The 13800-nt window shown below is 69.5% G+C and carries 18 protein-coding genes; 6 read left to right on the forward strand and 12 right to left on the reverse strand.

What is annotated here, in order from left to right:
- The first annotated feature begins 19 nt into the window (after positions 1 to 19).
- Positions 20 to 652, forward strand: coding sequence for a hemerythrin domain-containing protein (locus ACZ6O0_RS20790; RefSeq protein ID WP_465766584.1), 633 nt, complete (start codon positions 20 to 22; stop codon positions 650 to 652).
- Between the two features lie 4 nt (positions 653 to 656).
- Here ACZ6O0_RS20790 and ACZ6O0_RS20795 read toward each other — a convergent pair whose 3' ends face one another.
- The 3 genes from ACZ6O0_RS20795 to ACZ6O0_RS20805 all read right to left on the reverse strand — a co-directional run bounded on the left by ACZ6O0_RS20795 (position 657) and on the right by ACZ6O0_RS20805 (position 2119).
- Complete coding sequence (locus ACZ6O0_RS20795) at positions 657 to 1238, reverse strand: adenylate kinase (protein ID WP_465766585.1); 582 nt, start codon at positions 1236 to 1238, stop codon at positions 657 to 659.
- Positions 1239 to 1367: 129 nt separating this feature from the next.
- On the reverse strand, positions 1368 to 1745 hold the full coding sequence (locus tag ACZ6O0_RS20800) for a VOC family protein (protein ID WP_465766586.1): 378 nt from the start codon (positions 1743 to 1745) through the stop codon (positions 1368 to 1370).
- Between the two features lie 2 nt (positions 1746 to 1747).
- On the reverse strand, positions 1748 to 2119 hold the full coding sequence (locus tag ACZ6O0_RS20805; RefSeq protein WP_465766587.1) for a YciI family protein: 372 nt from the start codon (positions 2117 to 2119) through the stop codon (positions 1748 to 1750).
- A 175-nt stretch (positions 2120 to 2294) separates the two neighbouring features.
- Here ACZ6O0_RS20805 and ACZ6O0_RS20810 point away from each other — a divergent pair, with 175 nt between their 5' ends.
- Positions 2295 to 3050: an SDR family oxidoreductase gene (locus tag ACZ6O0_RS20810; protein ID WP_465766588.1), complete on the forward strand. Its 756-nt coding sequence runs from the start codon at positions 2295 to 2297 to the stop codon at positions 3048 to 3050.
- Here ACZ6O0_RS20810 and ACZ6O0_RS20815 read toward each other — a convergent pair.
- On the reverse strand, positions 3014 to 3907 hold the full coding sequence (locus ACZ6O0_RS20815) for a DUF3800 domain-containing protein (protein ID WP_465766589.1): 894 nt from the start codon (positions 3905 to 3907) through the stop codon (positions 3014 to 3016). The two genes, ACZ6O0_RS20810 and ACZ6O0_RS20815, sit on opposite strands and share 37 nt — an antisense overlap.
- 156 nt (positions 3908 to 4063) lie before the next feature.
- The gene (locus tag ACZ6O0_RS20820; protein WP_465766590.1) at positions 4064 to 4873 is read right to left on the reverse strand and encodes an SAM-dependent methyltransferase; all 810 of its coding nucleotides are present in this window, start codon (positions 4871 to 4873) and stop codon (positions 4064 to 4066) included.
- A 247-nt stretch (positions 4874 to 5120) separates the two neighbouring features.
- Here ACZ6O0_RS20820 and ACZ6O0_RS20825 point away from each other — a divergent pair, with 247 nt between their 5' ends.
- Positions 5121 to 6566: a polysaccharide lyase 6 family protein gene (locus ACZ6O0_RS20825; protein WP_465766591.1), complete on the forward strand. Its 1446-nt coding sequence runs from the start codon at positions 5121 to 5123 to the stop codon at positions 6564 to 6566.
- Between the two features lie 57 nt (positions 6567 to 6623).
- Positions 6624 to 7166: a dihydrofolate reductase family protein gene (locus tag ACZ6O0_RS20830; RefSeq protein WP_465766592.1), complete on the forward strand. Its 543-nt coding sequence runs from the start codon at positions 6624 to 6626 to the stop codon at positions 7164 to 7166.
- On the opposite strand, the gene ACZ6O0_RS20835 is transcribed toward ACZ6O0_RS20830, so the two are convergent.
- The gene (locus ACZ6O0_RS20835; RefSeq protein ID WP_465766593.1) at positions 7163 to 7459 is read right to left on the reverse strand and encodes a YciI family protein; all 297 of its coding nucleotides are present in this window, start codon (positions 7457 to 7459) and stop codon (positions 7163 to 7165) included. The two genes, ACZ6O0_RS20830 and ACZ6O0_RS20835, sit on opposite strands and share 4 nt — an antisense overlap.
- 60 nt (positions 7460 to 7519) lie before the next feature.
- Between ACZ6O0_RS20835 and ACZ6O0_RS20840 the strand changes: the two genes are divergently transcribed.
- The gene (locus ACZ6O0_RS20840) at positions 7520 to 8068 is read left to right on the forward strand and encodes a GNAT family N-acetyltransferase (RefSeq protein ID WP_465766594.1); all 549 of its coding nucleotides are present in this window, start codon (positions 7520 to 7522) and stop codon (positions 8066 to 8068) included.
- Between the two features lie 31 nt (positions 8069 to 8099).
- On the opposite strand, the gene ACZ6O0_RS20845 is transcribed toward ACZ6O0_RS20840, so the two are convergent.
- The gene (locus tag ACZ6O0_RS20845) at positions 8100 to 9800 is read right to left on the reverse strand and encodes an SDR family oxidoreductase (RefSeq protein WP_465766595.1); all 1701 of its coding nucleotides are present in this window, start codon (positions 9798 to 9800) and stop codon (positions 8100 to 8102) included.
- Positions 9801 to 9898: 98 nt separating this feature from the next.
- Between ACZ6O0_RS20845 and ACZ6O0_RS20850 the strand changes: the two genes are divergently transcribed.
- A complete protein-coding gene (locus ACZ6O0_RS20850; RefSeq protein WP_465766596.1) occupies positions 9899 to 10630 on the forward strand; it encodes a TetR/AcrR family transcriptional regulator in 732 nt (243 codons plus the stop codon).
- Between the two features lie 21 nt (positions 10631 to 10651).
- Here the strand turns inward: ACZ6O0_RS20850 and ACZ6O0_RS20855 are convergent, their stop codons facing one another.
- The 5 genes from ACZ6O0_RS20855 to ACZ6O0_RS20875 form a co-directional block, all read right to left on the reverse strand.
- Entirely contained in the window at positions 10652 to 11503 is an 852-nt protein-coding gene (locus ACZ6O0_RS20855; protein ID WP_465766597.1) for an HAD family acid phosphatase, read from the reverse strand.
- 101 nt (positions 11504 to 11604) lie between these two features.
- The gene (locus tag ACZ6O0_RS20860; protein WP_465766598.1) at positions 11605 to 12081 is read right to left on the reverse strand and encodes a GNAT family N-acetyltransferase; all 477 of its coding nucleotides are present in this window, start codon (positions 12079 to 12081) and stop codon (positions 11605 to 11607) included.
- Positions 12078 to 12437 carry a DoxX family protein gene (locus ACZ6O0_RS20865; RefSeq protein ID WP_465766599.1) on the reverse strand — a complete coding sequence of 120 codons (360 nt, stop codon included), beginning with the start codon at positions 12435 to 12437 and terminating at the stop codon, positions 12078 to 12080. The genes ACZ6O0_RS20860 and ACZ6O0_RS20865 overlap by 4 nt, the downstream gene beginning before the upstream one ends.
- A 1-nt stretch (position 12438) precedes the next feature.
- Complete coding sequence (sigJ, locus tag ACZ6O0_RS20870) at positions 12439 to 13296, reverse strand: RNA polymerase sigma factor SigJ (RefSeq protein WP_465766600.1); 858 nt, start codon at positions 13294 to 13296, stop codon at positions 12439 to 12441.
- Positions 13297 to 13335: 39 nt separating this feature from the next.
- Positions 13336 to 13794, reverse strand: a complete 459-nt coding sequence (locus ACZ6O0_RS20875) for a MarR family winged helix-turn-helix transcriptional regulator (RefSeq protein ID WP_465766601.1) — start codon at positions 13792 to 13794, stop codon at positions 13336 to 13338.
- Positions 13795 to 13800: the final 6 nt, after the last annotated feature.

Consider the following 13800-nt stretch of genomic DNA (forward strand, 5'->3'; position numbering starts at 1 on the left):
CGGTCCTACACTCCCGGTTATGGCGGAGATGAGCATGAACAAGGCGATTCACGCGGCATTCCGGAGGGATCTGGGGCGCTTCATCGACGCCCTGGGACGGTTTCCGGCCGGCAATCGGCAGCGGGCCGAACAGCTGGCGACAGCCTGGGCGAACTTCGACGACCAGTTGACGCGGCACCACGAGGGTGAGCACGAGATCGCCTGGCCGGCGCTGGAGGCGGTCGGGGTGAGTCACGACCTACTCAAGCAGATGGACGCGGAGCACGACACGATGGCGACCGCACTGGCCGGCGCGCGGACCGCAATGGCGGCGCTCCGTGGGTCCGCGAGTGCGGAGGACGCCGCGACGGCGTTGACCGCGATGCAGGAGCTGCAGCGGGTCACGGTCCTGCACCTCGAGCACGAGGAGGCCGAGATCGAGCCGGTCTACCTGGCCAAGAAGGACTCCCCGGAGATCAAGGCGATGGGCCGCGAGTTCGCCAAGGTCGGCCCGGTCCAGGGCGGCACCTTCTTCGCCTGGGCCCTCGACGGCGCCGCCCCCGAGGAATCCGCCGCCATCACCGGCACCATCCCCAAGCCGGTCCTGGTCCTCATCACCGGCATCTTCGGCCGCACCTACCGCAGATCAGTAGCCCCGGTCTGGCAGAACTGACGGATCAGGCGGCCTGTTTGAGGCGGTCGGCGACCTGGTGGACGAGGCCGCGGACGGTGTCGATGTCGGCTGATGCGTCGACCTCGTAGATGATCCCGTGCCCGGCGTACAGCGTGATCAGCGGCGCGGTCTGGTCGGCGTACACCTGGAAGCGCCGGCGGATGACGTCCTCGGTGTCGTCGGACCGGTGCTCGATCTCGGCCCGCCGCAGCAGCCGGTGCACGAGGGCTTCGGGATCGACCCGGAGGACGACGGCCGCGTCGAGCCGGCGGGCCTGTCCGGCCAGGATCTCCTTGAGTACGGCGGCCTGCGCGAGCGTCCGCGGGTAGCCGTCGAGGACGAACCCGGCCCGCGCGTCGTCCGCGGCCAGCCGCTCCCGGATCATCGCGTTGGTGACCTCGTCGGGTACGTATTCACCGGCGTCGAGGTACCCCTGCGCGGTCCGGCCGAGCTCGGTCCCGTCGGCCACGTGCGCACGGAAGATGTCGCCGGTCGAGATGGCGGGCACGCCGAGCCGTCCGGCCAGATGGTGGGCATGCGTTCCCTTGCCGGCCCCCGGCGGTCCCATCAGGACGATTGTGCTCACGGCAACCCCCTTACCCTCGGTAAGTCATTCAGGGTAGGGGAGGCTTCGCCCGTGCGGTACGGCGTACGTCACTCCGCACCCCACGGGCGCGTCACACCGCGCGGAACTGTCCCGTACGGCGGGAAATCGCTACTTCCCGAGCAGATCCCAGGTGGACAGGCACAACGGATGACCGGCCGGATCGGCGAAGACCAGGCAGTGATCGGCGTTCGGCTGGTGGGCGTACCGGGTCGCGCCCGCGGCCAGCACGGTCGCCTCGGCCGCGGTGAGGTCCTCCACGTAGAAGTCGAGGTGGAACTGGATCGGGACCGTCGGCTCCGGCCAGGTCGGCGGGACGTACGCCGGATCGGTCTGGAAGTCGATCCGGCCGCCCGGCCCGTCCACGGTCGCCCAGACCGGGTCCGTGTACACGACCCGGCCACCGGTGATCTCGGCGTAGAAACCGGCCAGCGCGAGCGCGTCCGGGCAGTTGATCGTCGGCGAACTGAGCCTGATCCCGCCGGCCACCGTCACATCTCCGGCCGCAGCTCGACCGTGTCGCCGGGGCCGGCGAACTGGACCGCGATCTCCTCGGCCCGCTCCCGGGTGGCGCAGTCGAGGACGAAGAACCCGGCCAGGTGCTCCTTCGCCTCGGCGTACGGACCGTCCGTGCTGACCGGCTTCCGGCCCTCCCACCGGTAGATCCGCGCCGACCCCGGCGCGTCCAGCGCCAGCCCGCTGACCAGCTCCCCGGAGGCGGACAGCTCGGCCAGCAGCGCGTCGAACTCCTTGCCCATCGCCTCCCGCTCGTCCGCGGGGATCGCCCGCCCCACCTCGGTGAAGTCGATCGTCGGATGCCCCCACGGCTGCGGGTTGGAGTGGATCAGGACCACGTACTTCATGACAACCTCCTGCGCTCAGCCGGTCCGCCGTACTGCGCCCGGCACCCGTGACGTCGGAGACCCGGCCGGACGCTCGACATTTCTCCTGGATGTATCACGGCTCACATCCGGTCACACTCACCCGGCCGGGATTCGTCAGCGTGTCAGAACCCGAGCGACGAGTGGAGACAACATCATGAGCACGATCTTGGTGACGGGTGGGACCGGCACGCTGGGCCGGCAGGTGGTGCCGCTGATCCAGGCGGCGGGGTGGAAGGTGCGCGTGCTGAGCCGGCACGCGCGGGACGATGGTGACGGGGTCGAGTCCGTGGCGGCGGATCTGCTGGAGGGCGAGGGGATCGACGACGCGCTCGACGGGATGGAGGTCGTACTCCATCTGGCGGGTGGGCCGAAGGGGGACGACGTCGGGACGCGGAATCTGGTGCGGGCGGCGGAGCGGGCCGGGGTGCGGCACCTCGTACACATCTCGGTGACGGCGGTGGATCAGCTCCCGTTGACGTACTTCAAGTCGAAGCTGGGTGCGGAGCTGGCAGTGCGGGAGTCGTCGGTGCCCTGGACGGTGCTGCGGGCGGCGCAGTTCCACGACTTCGTGTTGAAGGCCGTGCGGGCGATGGCGAAGCTGCCGGTGCTGCCCGTTCCCGGTGGCGTGCGCTTCCAGCCGGTGGATGCGAGGGACGTCGCCGCGCGACTGACCGAGCTGGCTCTCGGCGAGCCGGCCGGACTCGTCCCCGACCTTGTTGGTCCGAAGGTGTACAGCCTGGGCGAGCTCGCCCGTGACTACCTGCGGGCCACGGGCAAGCACCGCCTCTCCCTGCCGATCCACGTCCCAGGCAAGGCCGGCAAGGTCTACCGCGCCGGCGGCAACCTCACCCTGTCGGGCGCCGATGTCGGCACTCACACCTGGGAGGACTTCCTGTCCGCACAGGTCTGAAGGTACGGCTCCAGCAACCCGTCGAGCTCCGGAGATCGACGGCGGGCGATTCCGGCCAGGAGGTCCGCCACCTGTACTCGCGGATCGTCCTTCGAGTCGACCTGCGTGACCGAGAGCAGTGGCGGCGGCGCCGGAGCCACGGCCTCGGCGAGGTACGTCGCCAACCGGCCCGTGCGCCCGCGAGTCAGGGCACTCTGCTCGTCGTGCACCACAGCCACCGATCGCTGGCCGGCACTCCAGAACAGCACAGTCTCCGCGAGCGCGGGCACCAGCGGCTCGAGCGGCGGCGGGATCGCCGGATCGTCGTCGATCAGCCGCAGTACGACGTCCTCCACCTGAGCCCGCGTCACCGCACGCAGCTCGGGCACATCCGCCGGCATGGTCGCGAAGAACCGGTCGATCGCGGCATGGTCGATCAGCCGCACTCGCTTCGTCCGGGTCAGCTCGACGAACGCCTCCAGGAAGCCGGTCCGGCGCCGCAGCCCGAGCTCGGCCTCGGACTGATCCCGGCCCAGGCTGGTGCCATCGCCGTACGACGGTTCGCCGGTGAACAACTCGAGGACGCGGGCGGCGACGTACCCGGTCTTGTCGATGACGTGGACGTGCGCATGCCCGCGCAGGGTGGTGAGGAACCACTCGAGCGCGGACCGCTGCGCGGGTCGCAGCAGCTGGTTGGACTTGTACTCGGCGCGGCTGCGGAAGCGGGATCGCAGGACGGCGACCACTTCGGCGGCCGCGGGGACGGCGAGATCGACGCTGGCATGGGTGATCACGGGCGAGGCGGGATCCAGGAGGTTGCTCCCGGAGAATCCGGACTCGTCACACGCGATCTCGACCCATGACGACAAGATGGTCATCAGGATAGGACTCCAAGGCTGAGGGACTGCACGCTGCGGGGCCCGTCGTCGCGACGGGCTGGATCAGGCGAGGAAACGCGTGATCAGTGAGCGGCAGCGGCCTTGGCGGTCATGCGACCCATCATCGGGCGGGACGGGTCCGCCACACCACTGATTTCAGGGCTTGCGGGCGAGGCCGACCAGCAGGAGCTGGGCCGCGCCCGTCGGGCTGAGCTTCTGGTCGGACTTCCGCCACCAGCGGGTCAGGTCGACGAGCCCGGGCTCGACCAGGTCGAGACCGGTGAAGAACGAGGCCACCCCGTCCCGGGTCCGGAACCGTACTTGCGGGAAGGCTTCTTGCACCTTCTCCTCCAGCGCGGTCGCGAAGTCCGCCAGCCGGCTGCCGTCGCGCGGGTTGAGCGGATGGGAGATCGCCAGGTACGACCCGGACGGTACGGCGGCCAGGTACTCCGCGATGACCCGATGGATCAGGTCCGTGTCCGGGATCGTGTGCAGCACCAGGCCGAGAATGATCCCGACCGGCCGGCTCAGATCGAGCGCAGCGGTGACGGCCGGGTCCGCGAGGACGGTCGCCGGGTCGGTCAGGTCGGCCTCGGCGACGAAGCTGGTGCGGTCGTCGGCGAGCAGCGCCTGGCCGTGCGAGATCGCGGTCCTGTCGTTGTCGACGTACACGACGGTGGCGCGCCGGTTCGTCCGGGCGGCGATCTCATGGGTGTTCTGCCGGGTCGGCAGGCCGGCGCCGAGGTCGAGGAACTGGCTGATCCCGTCGGCGCTCATTCGGCCGATCACCTCGGTCAGCCAGCGCCGGTTCTCCCCGGCCAGCTCCGGTGCCTCGGGCGCGATCTTGACGAGCCCCTGGAACAGCCGGCGCTCGACCTCGAAGTTGTTCTTGCCGCCGAGAAAGAGGTCGTACAGCCGGGCGTCCGACGGCAGGTCGAGGTCGATCACCTGGTCCCGGTCAGGCATCGCCCCGATCCACCTCGTCTCCCGAAATCCGAAAAAGCCGATTGCCCGGAAGGTTACCGGCAGCCCGTGCCATGGTCACACCAGGGCTGTGTCGCGGAACCCCGGCCCGGCCTGTCCCACCCCACGGGAGATCCGGGGCAGTTCGTCGGCAAGCGCTTGCCAGAGTCGTGGGCCGGCCACAGACTGAGCGCCACATCCGGAGCCGCACCACGATCCGGACCACCGCCCCGAACCTCCCGGAGGAACCATGCATCGCCGGACCTTCCTGATCACCACCCTCGGCGCCGGCCTCGCCGCCACGCCCGCCACCGCCCTCGCCAGATCTGGCAGTTCCACCGCGACCCGCGCCCGCGCCGTCCAGGTGCGCACCCTCGACGAGCTCCGCAGGGCGATCGCCGCGGCCAGGCCCGGCGCCGAGATCGTGCTGGCCAACGGCACGTACGACGTCCCCGGCGACCAGACCATCGCCGTCACCGGCCGACGCGGTACGGCGGACGCCCCGATCACCGTCCGCGCCGAGACGCGCGGCGGGGTGACGCTGACCGGGAATCGCGGGTTCGTGTTCGCGGACTCGTCGTACCTGGTCGTGAGTGGGTTCAAGCTGCGGCAGCAGACGACGCTCGAGGTCCCGACGAGCTGCCACCACGTCCGGATCAGCCGGAACGACTTCCAGCTCGCCGACCTCGAAGGGATGCACTGGCTGATGGTCCGCGGCGACGCGACCACCGTGGAACGCAACCACTTCCACGGGAAGTCGACGCTCGGCGTCTTCCTCGGCGTCGAGGGACCAGGGTCAGACGGGATGGCCCGCGGCGTGCACATCGTCCGCAACTACTTCTCCGACCACACCTTCGCCGGGGACAACGGCGGCGAGCCGATCCGGCTCGGGCTGAGCGGGCGGTCACTGAGCGACGCCGGCGCGGTGGTCGAAGAGAACCTGTTCGAGCGGTGCGACGGCGATCCGGAGGCGATCTCGGTCAAGTCGTCCGCGAACACGATCCGGCACAACACGATCCGGGACAGCCTCGGCGGGATCGTGCTGCGGCACGGCAACAAGACCGGGGTCGACGGCAACTTCATCATTGCCGGTAGCAACGGAATCCGGATCTACGGCAACGATCACCTGGTGGTGAACAACTACGTCGAGCAGGTCGGCGGCGCCGGCATCGTGCTGGGCAGCGGCAGCGTCCGCGACCACAAGCCGGAGGACTCCGCGGAGAGCCGCCGCGGCAACGACGCGCCGGACCGGGTGACGATCGCGCTCAACACCGTACTGTCCTGCGGTACGGCGATCAGCGGTGAGTCGCAGCGCACGCTGCCGCCGTTGGGGTGCACGATTGCCGACAATCTTCTTGTCGGCGATTCCGGCCGGCAGCTGGTGTCGATGCCGTTCCAGGAGGGCATCAGCTGGTCCGGCAACCTGTGCTGGGGCGCAGCGGGCGACGGGAACATCCCGGCTTCCGGCTTCAGTCGCAAGGATCCGAAGCTCGCTACGGGCTCCGACGGGATCCGCCGGCTCAGCGCGGCCAGCCCCGCGATCAACGCCGCCAGCAAGACGTATCCGACCGTCACGCGCGATCTGGACGACCACCCCCGGACGGGCCGGGCGGACGTCGGCGCCGACGAGTACAGCGCCGCCACTCCGCACAACCGTCCCCTCACCCCGGCGGACGTCGGTCCGGCCTCGCGATGAGTTTTCTGGGGCTCGCTCGTCTCAACACCTGACGACGAGCGAGCCCTGGAGGACTCGATGGCGAAAGTTCTGTACTCGGTGACGATGTCGGTCGACGGTTTCATCACCGGACCGGACGGCGACATGCAGTGGATGCGTCCGTACCTCGGGCCTAATCCCGAGGTCGACGAGCTGGTCCCCCGGATCGGTTCGTTGCTGATCGGCCGGCGTTCCCACGACGGCGACGATCCGCACAAGGGTGAGACCGGCGAAGGGCAGGCGTTCGGCGGTGGGTGGAGCGGGCCGATGTTCGTCGTCACCCACCGCCCGCCGACCACACCCGAACCCGGCATCACGTACGTCGACCAGTTCCCGAAGGCACTCGCCCTCGCCAAGGAGGCGGCCGGCGACCAGTACGTCAACGTGATCGGCGCCAACATCGCCAAGCAGTGCATCGAAGCGGGTGCCCTCGACGAGGTACTGCTGATCTACGTCCCGGTCATGCTCGGCGACGGCACCCGCCTGTTCGACCACCCCGGCGGCCGAACCGTCCGCCTCGACCGGATCGGCTGCACCGAGAACCCCTCGGCGACCAATCTCTGGTTCAGGGTGGCGCGCTAGAAGTCCGCCGCGGTGCTGTGCATCACGGCACGGATCTCGACACTGCGGCCCGCGGTGCGGGCGTCGGGAAGGAGACGGGCCAGCTCGACGGCTCGATCGTAGGTCTCGACATCGATCAGGTAGTAGGCGTCCATCGTCGCGGGATCTGCCCGATCGGGCACGTGGACGGCCAGTTGTGGATGCGCGAGCACCTCACCGCCGACCAGTTCGCCGGCCTCGTAGGCGGCTCGTTCGAAGTCGTCGCGGCGCAGGCACGGATCCGGGTCGCCCTGCAGGATCAGCAAGAATTTCATCGGCGCACTCCTCTCATGGGTACGACGGAGCCGCGGCCGTTGTTTTGACATGATGGCTCGATGTTCGTGCGCACCGAGCGGCTGACCCTGCGCCGCTTCACCGCCGGCGACGCCGAGGCGTTCGCGGCGTACCGGTCGGATCCCGACGTCGCCCGCTTCCAGTCGTGGGACGTCCCGGTGCCACTGGCCGACGCGACCCGCAAGGTCGAGGAGTTCGCCGGCGGCGATCCGGCCGCGCCCGGATGGTTCCAGTACGCCGTCGACCTGGACGGCGTACTGATCGGGGATCTCGGCCTCAACCTGGACGAGAACCTCAAGCAGGCCGAGCTCGGGTACACCTTGGCTTCGGCATACCAAGGTCATGGCTATGCGAGCGAGGCGGTTCGCGGGTTGCTCGAGCACCTCTTCGTGGAGCGCGAGCTGCACAAGGTCTCGGCCGAGTGCGATGCCCGCAACACGGCCTCGGCCCGGTTGCTCGAGCGGGTCGGCTTCCAGCGCGAAGGACTGCGGCGGTCCCACACCTGGTTCAAAGGCGAGTGGACCGACGACCTGCTCTTCGGCCTGCTCCGCAGCGACTACCTCGGTGTCGACGAGCTCACCAGCGACTAGCTCAGCCGCGACGAGCCCATCAGCCACGAGCTCAGCTGATCACTGCCCAAGCCCGCGCGGTCAGCGGGATCGAACCGTCCGCCTCGATCGGCAACCGCGACCGCACGGCCTCCCGCAGCAGATCCTGGTCCGGCTCGTCCAGCGACCGCAGGTACGCCGGCGCCGGCCCCTGCCCGCCCAGGAACGGCTTCCAGTAGTCGTCGAACGACGAGAACACCGTCGGTACGACGATCTCGCGCGTACCGACCGCGCTGAACCCGGCCTCGCGGAACAGCTCCGCCAGCCCCTCCGCCGTACAGAACGGGAACCGAACTGCCTCGTCGTGATGGCGATCCTGTGGACGCAGCTCGCCCATCGCGTCGAAGAAGTACCGCATGAGCTGCATGCCGTCCGCGTAGTCCCACACGTAGGCAGCGACCGTCGAGCCGATCTCGCGCATCCGGCGCAGCGCCTCGACCCGCTCGGGGATGAAGTTGAGCACCAGCCCGGCGACGACCACGTCGTACGGGCCGTCGGGGAGCTCGTCGGCCGAGCGGACCTCGAAGCTCACGCGTTCGTCGCGGACGGACTGTCGCGCGTACTCGACGAAACCGGCCGACGGGTCGACGCCGAGCACCGAGGCAGGATCCGCCGTCCGCAGGATCGTGCCGGTCAGAGCGCCCGTACCGCAGCCGACATCCAGCCACCGCAAACCCGCCGGCCGGTCCAGCCAGGCGACGAACTCCTTCGCGACCAGCCGGCTCCAGCGGCCGACGTACGACTCGTAGATCTCCCCGCTCGACCACTCGTTCATTTGCGCAGGATAGGACCGGATGACGGGAGAGAAACACCCGTCAGCCCTTCGGCGACCTGCCACAGCCGCGCGCTCGACTCCGGGTCCAGAGCGTTCTTGGGAGCCTTGACGAGCGTGGTGGGACCGACCAGGCCCGAGGCGGCCGGACGGGCCGTAGTACGCGCCGGGCTGCGCGTCCGGGCTGGTCGCGGCGAACAGGAGGGGCTCGGTGCCGACCTCCACACCCTGGGACGGCAGCGGGTTGAAACGCTCGCCCAGCAAGGCGAGACGCGACGGCCGCTCCCGCCCGAGCGAGGCGCCTGCGGTCTGGAGGTTGGTGCGGGTGAAGCCGGAGTGTGCGGCGACGCTCAGCAGGCCCCAACCGCGCTCGGCGGACAGCCTGGCCAGGTGGTTGCTCATCATCAGGTCGGCGAGCTTCGACTGCGAGTACGCCGCCATCCGGCGGTAGCGGCGTTCCCACTGCAGGTCGTCGAAGTGGATCCGGCCGAAGTTCGCGGCACCGCTGGCCATCGTGGCGATCCGCGGCGCGGGCGCGGCGAGGACGAGCGGCAGCAGGCGGACGGTGAGGGCGAACGGGCCGAGGAAGTTCGAACCGAACTGCAGCTCGAAACCGTCCTTGGTGGCGATCCGGGTCGGCGGGTGCATCACGCCGGCGTTGTTCACCAGCAGGTCGAGCTGCGGCTCGTCCGCGGCCAGGCCGTCGGCGAACTCCTGGACCGACGCCAGGTCGGCGAGGTCGATCCGGCGGACCTCGAGCCGGGCGGCGGGGTTCCCGGCCAGGATCTCGGCCTTCGCGGCTTCGCCCTTGGCCGGCGTCCGGACCGCCATCACCACTCGCGCGCCCGCGGCGGCCAGGCGCCGGGTGGCCTCCTTGCCGGTGCCGCTGTTGGCGCCGGTGACGACGACGAGCTTGCCGCTCTGGTCGGCGACGTCGTACATGGTTTGCTCCTCATAAAAGACTGATGGTCTGTTACGAGTTCGACGCTATCAGACCGCTGGTCCGATAACAACAGACCGTCGGTCTGTAGGATGTGAGGGTGGCGACATTCCAGCGCGCGCGGAGCGCGGAGCAGCGAGCGGCACGGCGGACCGCGATCCTCACGACGGCGGCGGCGATGCTGACCGAGATGCCGGTCGCGGACCTCAGCCTGAACGAGCTGAGCCGCCGCGTCGGCCTGGCCAAGTCGAACGTCCTGAACTACTTCGACTCCCGCGAGGCAGTCCTGCTCGAGCTGCTCAGTGACGAACTCTCGGCCTGGGTCGACGACCTCGAGACCGAGCTGGCCGATGTCCCGCGGACCCGCGCGACCGGGCGACGCGGCGAGCTGCTCGTGGAGACGATCGTCCGGACCCTGGCGGCCCGGCCGGTGTTCTGCGACCTGATCAGCGCCCAGGCGTCCGTGCTCGAGCGGAACATCTCGGTCGACGCCGCGCTCGCCTTCAAGCAGGTGTCCCTGACCGTCTACCGCCGGATGCTGGCGGTCATCACCCGGGTCCTGCCGGAGATCGGGGTGGACGCGGCGACCCGCTTCATCAAGTCCGCCAGCATCCTGGCCGGCGCGATCTGGACCCACGCCCACCCGACCCCGTCGATCGTCGCCGCCTACGAGTCCGACCCCGCGATCGCCGACCTCCGCCTCGACTTCGAGACCGACCTCCGCGAAGCCCTCCAGACCCTGTTGTACGGCGTCCTCCCCGCGTCAGGGCGTGAGGTCGATCGTCGCCAGGGTGGCAGACGCGAGCCGGCCGGCCGGATCACCGTGTGGTGACCCAGCCGGCCGGCGGCGCGATCAGGGCAGGTAGTAGTTCGGGTTCGGGAGCTTGAAGGTGCGGTCGGCGAAGCCGCCCTTGAGATCGGAGAACTGGTCGCCGAAGTTGGCCACGATGTCGTAGCCGAGGGACTCGATGTGCGCCCGGGTGGCCGACTTGTAGTGGATCGTCGTACACGAGCCGTTCGGGTCGGCGGCGCAGGCCTGCTTCAGGTAGTCCGGGTAGTCGGCGACGGCCGGCTTGGTGAACAGGCCGTCCTCACCGTTGCGCAGCGTGGTCGGCTTCGGGTAGCCCGCGTCGACGCCGACGCCGTCCGAGGTCAGGTTGCCCAGCGTCGCCGCCTCCTGCGCGGCACCGCGGCCGGTCAGGAAGAAGATCGCGTAGCCCTCCCGCTCGGCGGTCTTCACCAGGTCGACCATCCCCGGGACGGCCGGGAACCGCTGGTTCAGCACGTAGTCGGCGTTGGTGGCCGGGTTGAACGCCCAGTTGCTGAAGATCTCGTAGTTCCAGGTCGCCAGCGAGGTGTCGTCGACGTCCAGCAGGATCGCCTTGGTCTTGTTGGTGTGGTGCGTCGCGGAGATCCAGCGCGTGCCCGCGGCGGCGACCGAGCGCGCCTCCTTGGCGTAGTTGCTGTCGGCCGCGAACGTACCGGTGCCGAGCGGATCGCCGTAGTAGTTGCGCAACTGCTGCCGCAGGACGTCGATGTTGGTGACGTCCTTCTCACTCCGCGGCGTCGACGTCTGGATCGCCGGCTGCGGCGACGCGGCTCCGGCCGAGTACGCGACTCCACCGACGACGGACGCCATCGCGACAGCGGCAACGCCGGTGAGCACAAACCGGCGGGACGGCCGACGCCAGGAACGGATGACCATGGTGACCTCTCCAAGAACGAGCTGATGCTTGCCAAGGCAAACTAACTCCATTCGGCACCAATGCACCCGCGCCCACCCGCAACTTCAGGGGAATCCTCCGACTAGACCTGCTTCAGGTAGCGGTGACACGGCACTGGCAACGTTCCGGTCCCGACAGTGGCCGGGTAGTCGAAGGCACCGCCGTCGGTCCAGCCACTGCGCTCGTAGAACCGCCGGGCCCGGGCATTGCCGGTGGCCACCGCGAGCCAGGCTTCGCTGTGTCCGTTGGCTTTCACCTGCCGCTCGGCTTCACTGAGTAGCGTCCCGGCTACTCCGGATCCACGGTGATCGCGCGACACGTACACCTGCTCGACCTCGTCGCCCACCACCATTACGAACCCGGCCACCTCGTCGCCGACGACCGCCACCGTGGTGTCGGCGATGCGGTCAGCGGCCCGGGTCCAGAAGGATTCCTCGGTCCGGATCGCGACCAGCTCCTCCGGCACATGTCCGAGGTGCCCGTCGCCCCATCCGGCGTACCAGATCGCGGCAACGGCGTCGGCGTCAGCGGCCACGGCAGGGCGCAGGCTCACAGTCATGGAGTCAGCGTAAGCACCAGCGAGGCGCACGCCATGACCAGGAAGAACACCGCGAGACCGAACTGCGCAGTGAAATCCGCGGCCCGCACGTGCGTGTACAGCGCACAGACGAAGAACAACACCAACCCGATCGCGGCGGCGGCCACCAACGCCGGCAGTCCCGCGATCAGACCGGCGAGAAGGCCGGCCGCTCCGGCCGTCTTCAACGTCCCGATCGGGAACGTCAGCCACGACTCGGGTACGTCGGCCTTCGCCATGCCGGGCAGAATCGCCTTCCAGTGCAGGAGCGCCGCGATTCCGGAGAAGGCGTTCAAGGCAACGGTCACCGCGACAACGGCGACGGCAGCAGAGGTCATGTCAGTCCACCGCCAGCCGCGCGAGCTTGTCCGGGTTGGTGACGGCGTAGATGCCGGTCACCTGCTCCCCTTCGACCTCCAGCACGATCACAGCGAACGGCGTGTCACCCGACAGCAGCAGCGCCGACGGGTCGCCGTTGATGGTCCGGTACTGAACGCCGAGTGACGCAACCGGCCGACGCCGCCCGTCGCCGATGATCAGCGGAGCGATCTTGTCGCGGCCCAGCACCGGTCGCAGACCCGCGGCCCGGGCCTTGCCGCCACCGTCGGCCCACAACGTGACGTCCGGGGCGAGCACTTCCATCAGCGCATCCAGATCTCCGCCGACCACCGCGTCGATGAACCGCTGCGTCACCTCCAGCCGGACGTGCGGATCCGCGGTGAACCGGGGCCGCCGCGCCTGCACGTGCTCGCGGGCCCGATGCGCCAACTGCCGCACGGCCGCCGGCGTGCGATCCACGATCTCGGCGATCTCCGTGTGCGCGTACCCGAACACCTCGTGCAGCACGAAGACCGCCCGCTCCAACGGCGTCAGGGTCTCGAGTACGACGAGCACCGCCAGCGACACCGCCTCCGCCCGTTCGACCGGGTCGGCCGGCGTGACCACGGGCTCGGGCAGCCACGGCCCGACGTACTCCTCCTTGCGCCGGTTGATCGCCGTACGGCGGGCCAGCGCGGCGTTCACCGCGACGCGCACCAGATAGGCGCGCGGATTCTCGACGCCGGACCGGCCGGACCACGCCAGCCAGGTCTCCTGCAGCACGTCCTCGGTGTCCGCGACGGTGCCGAGCATGTTGTAGACGATCGAAAACAGCAGTTCCCGCTGGGCGAGGAACACGTCGGTCTCATCGTTGGTCATCACACCCGCTAAGAGTCGTCCTGGCGCCGAAGTGTGACATCAGTCCAGCGACGCGAGGTGCGTGGAGAGGTCGTCGACCATCCGGGCGAGGAGCCGGGTCAGTTCGCGGCGGTCGTCGGCCGGCCAGTCGGCCATGGCCTCGGCGAACCAGCCGAGGACGACGCCCAGGTACTGACTTGCCGTGTCCTGGCCGCGGGTGGTCAGCGCGATCAACCGGGCGCGCGCGTCGGCCGGGTCGATCACCCGTTCCACCAGGCCGTCCTTCTCGAGCACCTGGACCTGCCGGGTCACGTGCGGTCCCTCGACCTGCATCCGGTTCGCGATCTCGCCGATCCGCAGCGGTTCGCCGGCCGCGTTGAGGATCAGCAGGATCGTCATCGCCGGCCGCTCCAGCGTGACCCCGGCGCCGGCCCGGGCGCGCTCGTACAGACGGCCCCGGCCCAGCGTGTTGCTCAGCCGGGTCAGCTGCGGCAGCAGTTCGGCCAGCACGTTCTCCATCGCGAC

Source organism: Kribbella sp. NPDC048837, from assembly GCF_055586945.1.

Bases quoted from the DNA above. Each gene is read 5' to 3' on its own strand.
- ACZ6O0_RS20865 (WP_465766599.1), bottom strand. From the start codon at position 12,437: ATGACCTCTGCTGCCGTCGCCGTTGTCGCGGTGACCGTTGCCTTGAAC.
- ACZ6O0_RS20825 (WP_465766591.1), top strand. From the start codon at position 5,121: ATGCATCGCCGGACCTTCCTGATCACCACCCTCGGCGCCGGCCTCGCC.
- ACZ6O0_RS20815 (WP_465766589.1), bottom strand. From the start codon at position 3,907: ATGACCATCTTGTCGTCATGGGTCGAGATCGCGTGTGACGAGTCCGGA.
- ACZ6O0_RS20840 (WP_465766594.1), top strand. From the start codon at position 7,520: ATGTTCGTGCGCACCGAGCGGCTGACCCTGCGCCGCTTCACCGCCGGC.
- sigJ (WP_465766600.1), bottom strand. From the start codon at position 13,296: ATGACCAACGATGAGACCGACGTGTTCCTCGCCCAGCGGGAACTGCTG.
- ACZ6O0_RS20830 (WP_465766592.1), top strand. From the start codon at position 6,624: ATGGCGAAAGTTCTGTACTCGGTGACGATGTCGGTCGACGGTTTCATC.
- ACZ6O0_RS20855 (WP_465766597.1), bottom strand. From the start codon at position 11,503: ATGGTCATCCGTTCCTGGCGTCGGCCGTCCCGCCGGTTTGTGCTCACC.
- ACZ6O0_RS20810 (WP_465766588.1), top strand. From the start codon at position 2,295: ATGAGCACGATCTTGGTGACGGGTGGGACCGGCACGCTGGGCCGGCAG.
- ACZ6O0_RS20845 (WP_465766595.1), bottom strand. From the start codon at position 9,800: ATGTACGACGTCGCCGACCAGAGCGGCAAGCTCGTCGTCGTCACCGGC.
- ACZ6O0_RS20790 (WP_465766584.1), top strand. From the start codon at position 20: ATGGCGGAGATGAGCATGAACAAGGCGATTCACGCGGCATTCCGGAGG.
- ACZ6O0_RS20875 (WP_465766601.1), bottom strand. From the start codon at position 13,794: ATGGAGAACGTGCTGGCCGAACTGCTGCCGCAGCTGACCCGGCTGAGC.
- ACZ6O0_RS20820 (WP_465766590.1), bottom strand. From the start codon at position 4,873: ATGCCTGACCGGGACCAGGTGATCGACCTCGACCTGCCGTCGGACGCC.
- ACZ6O0_RS20835 (WP_465766593.1), bottom strand. From the start codon at position 7,459: ATGAAATTCTTGCTGATCCTGCAGGGCGACCCGGATCCGTGCCTGCGC.
- ACZ6O0_RS20860 (WP_465766598.1), bottom strand. From the start codon at position 12,081: ATGACTGTGAGCCTGCGCCCTGCCGTGGCCGCTGACGCCGACGCCGTT.
- ACZ6O0_RS20805 (WP_465766587.1), bottom strand. From the start codon at position 2,119: ATGAAGTACGTGGTCCTGATCCACTCCAACCCGCAGCCGTGGGGGCAT.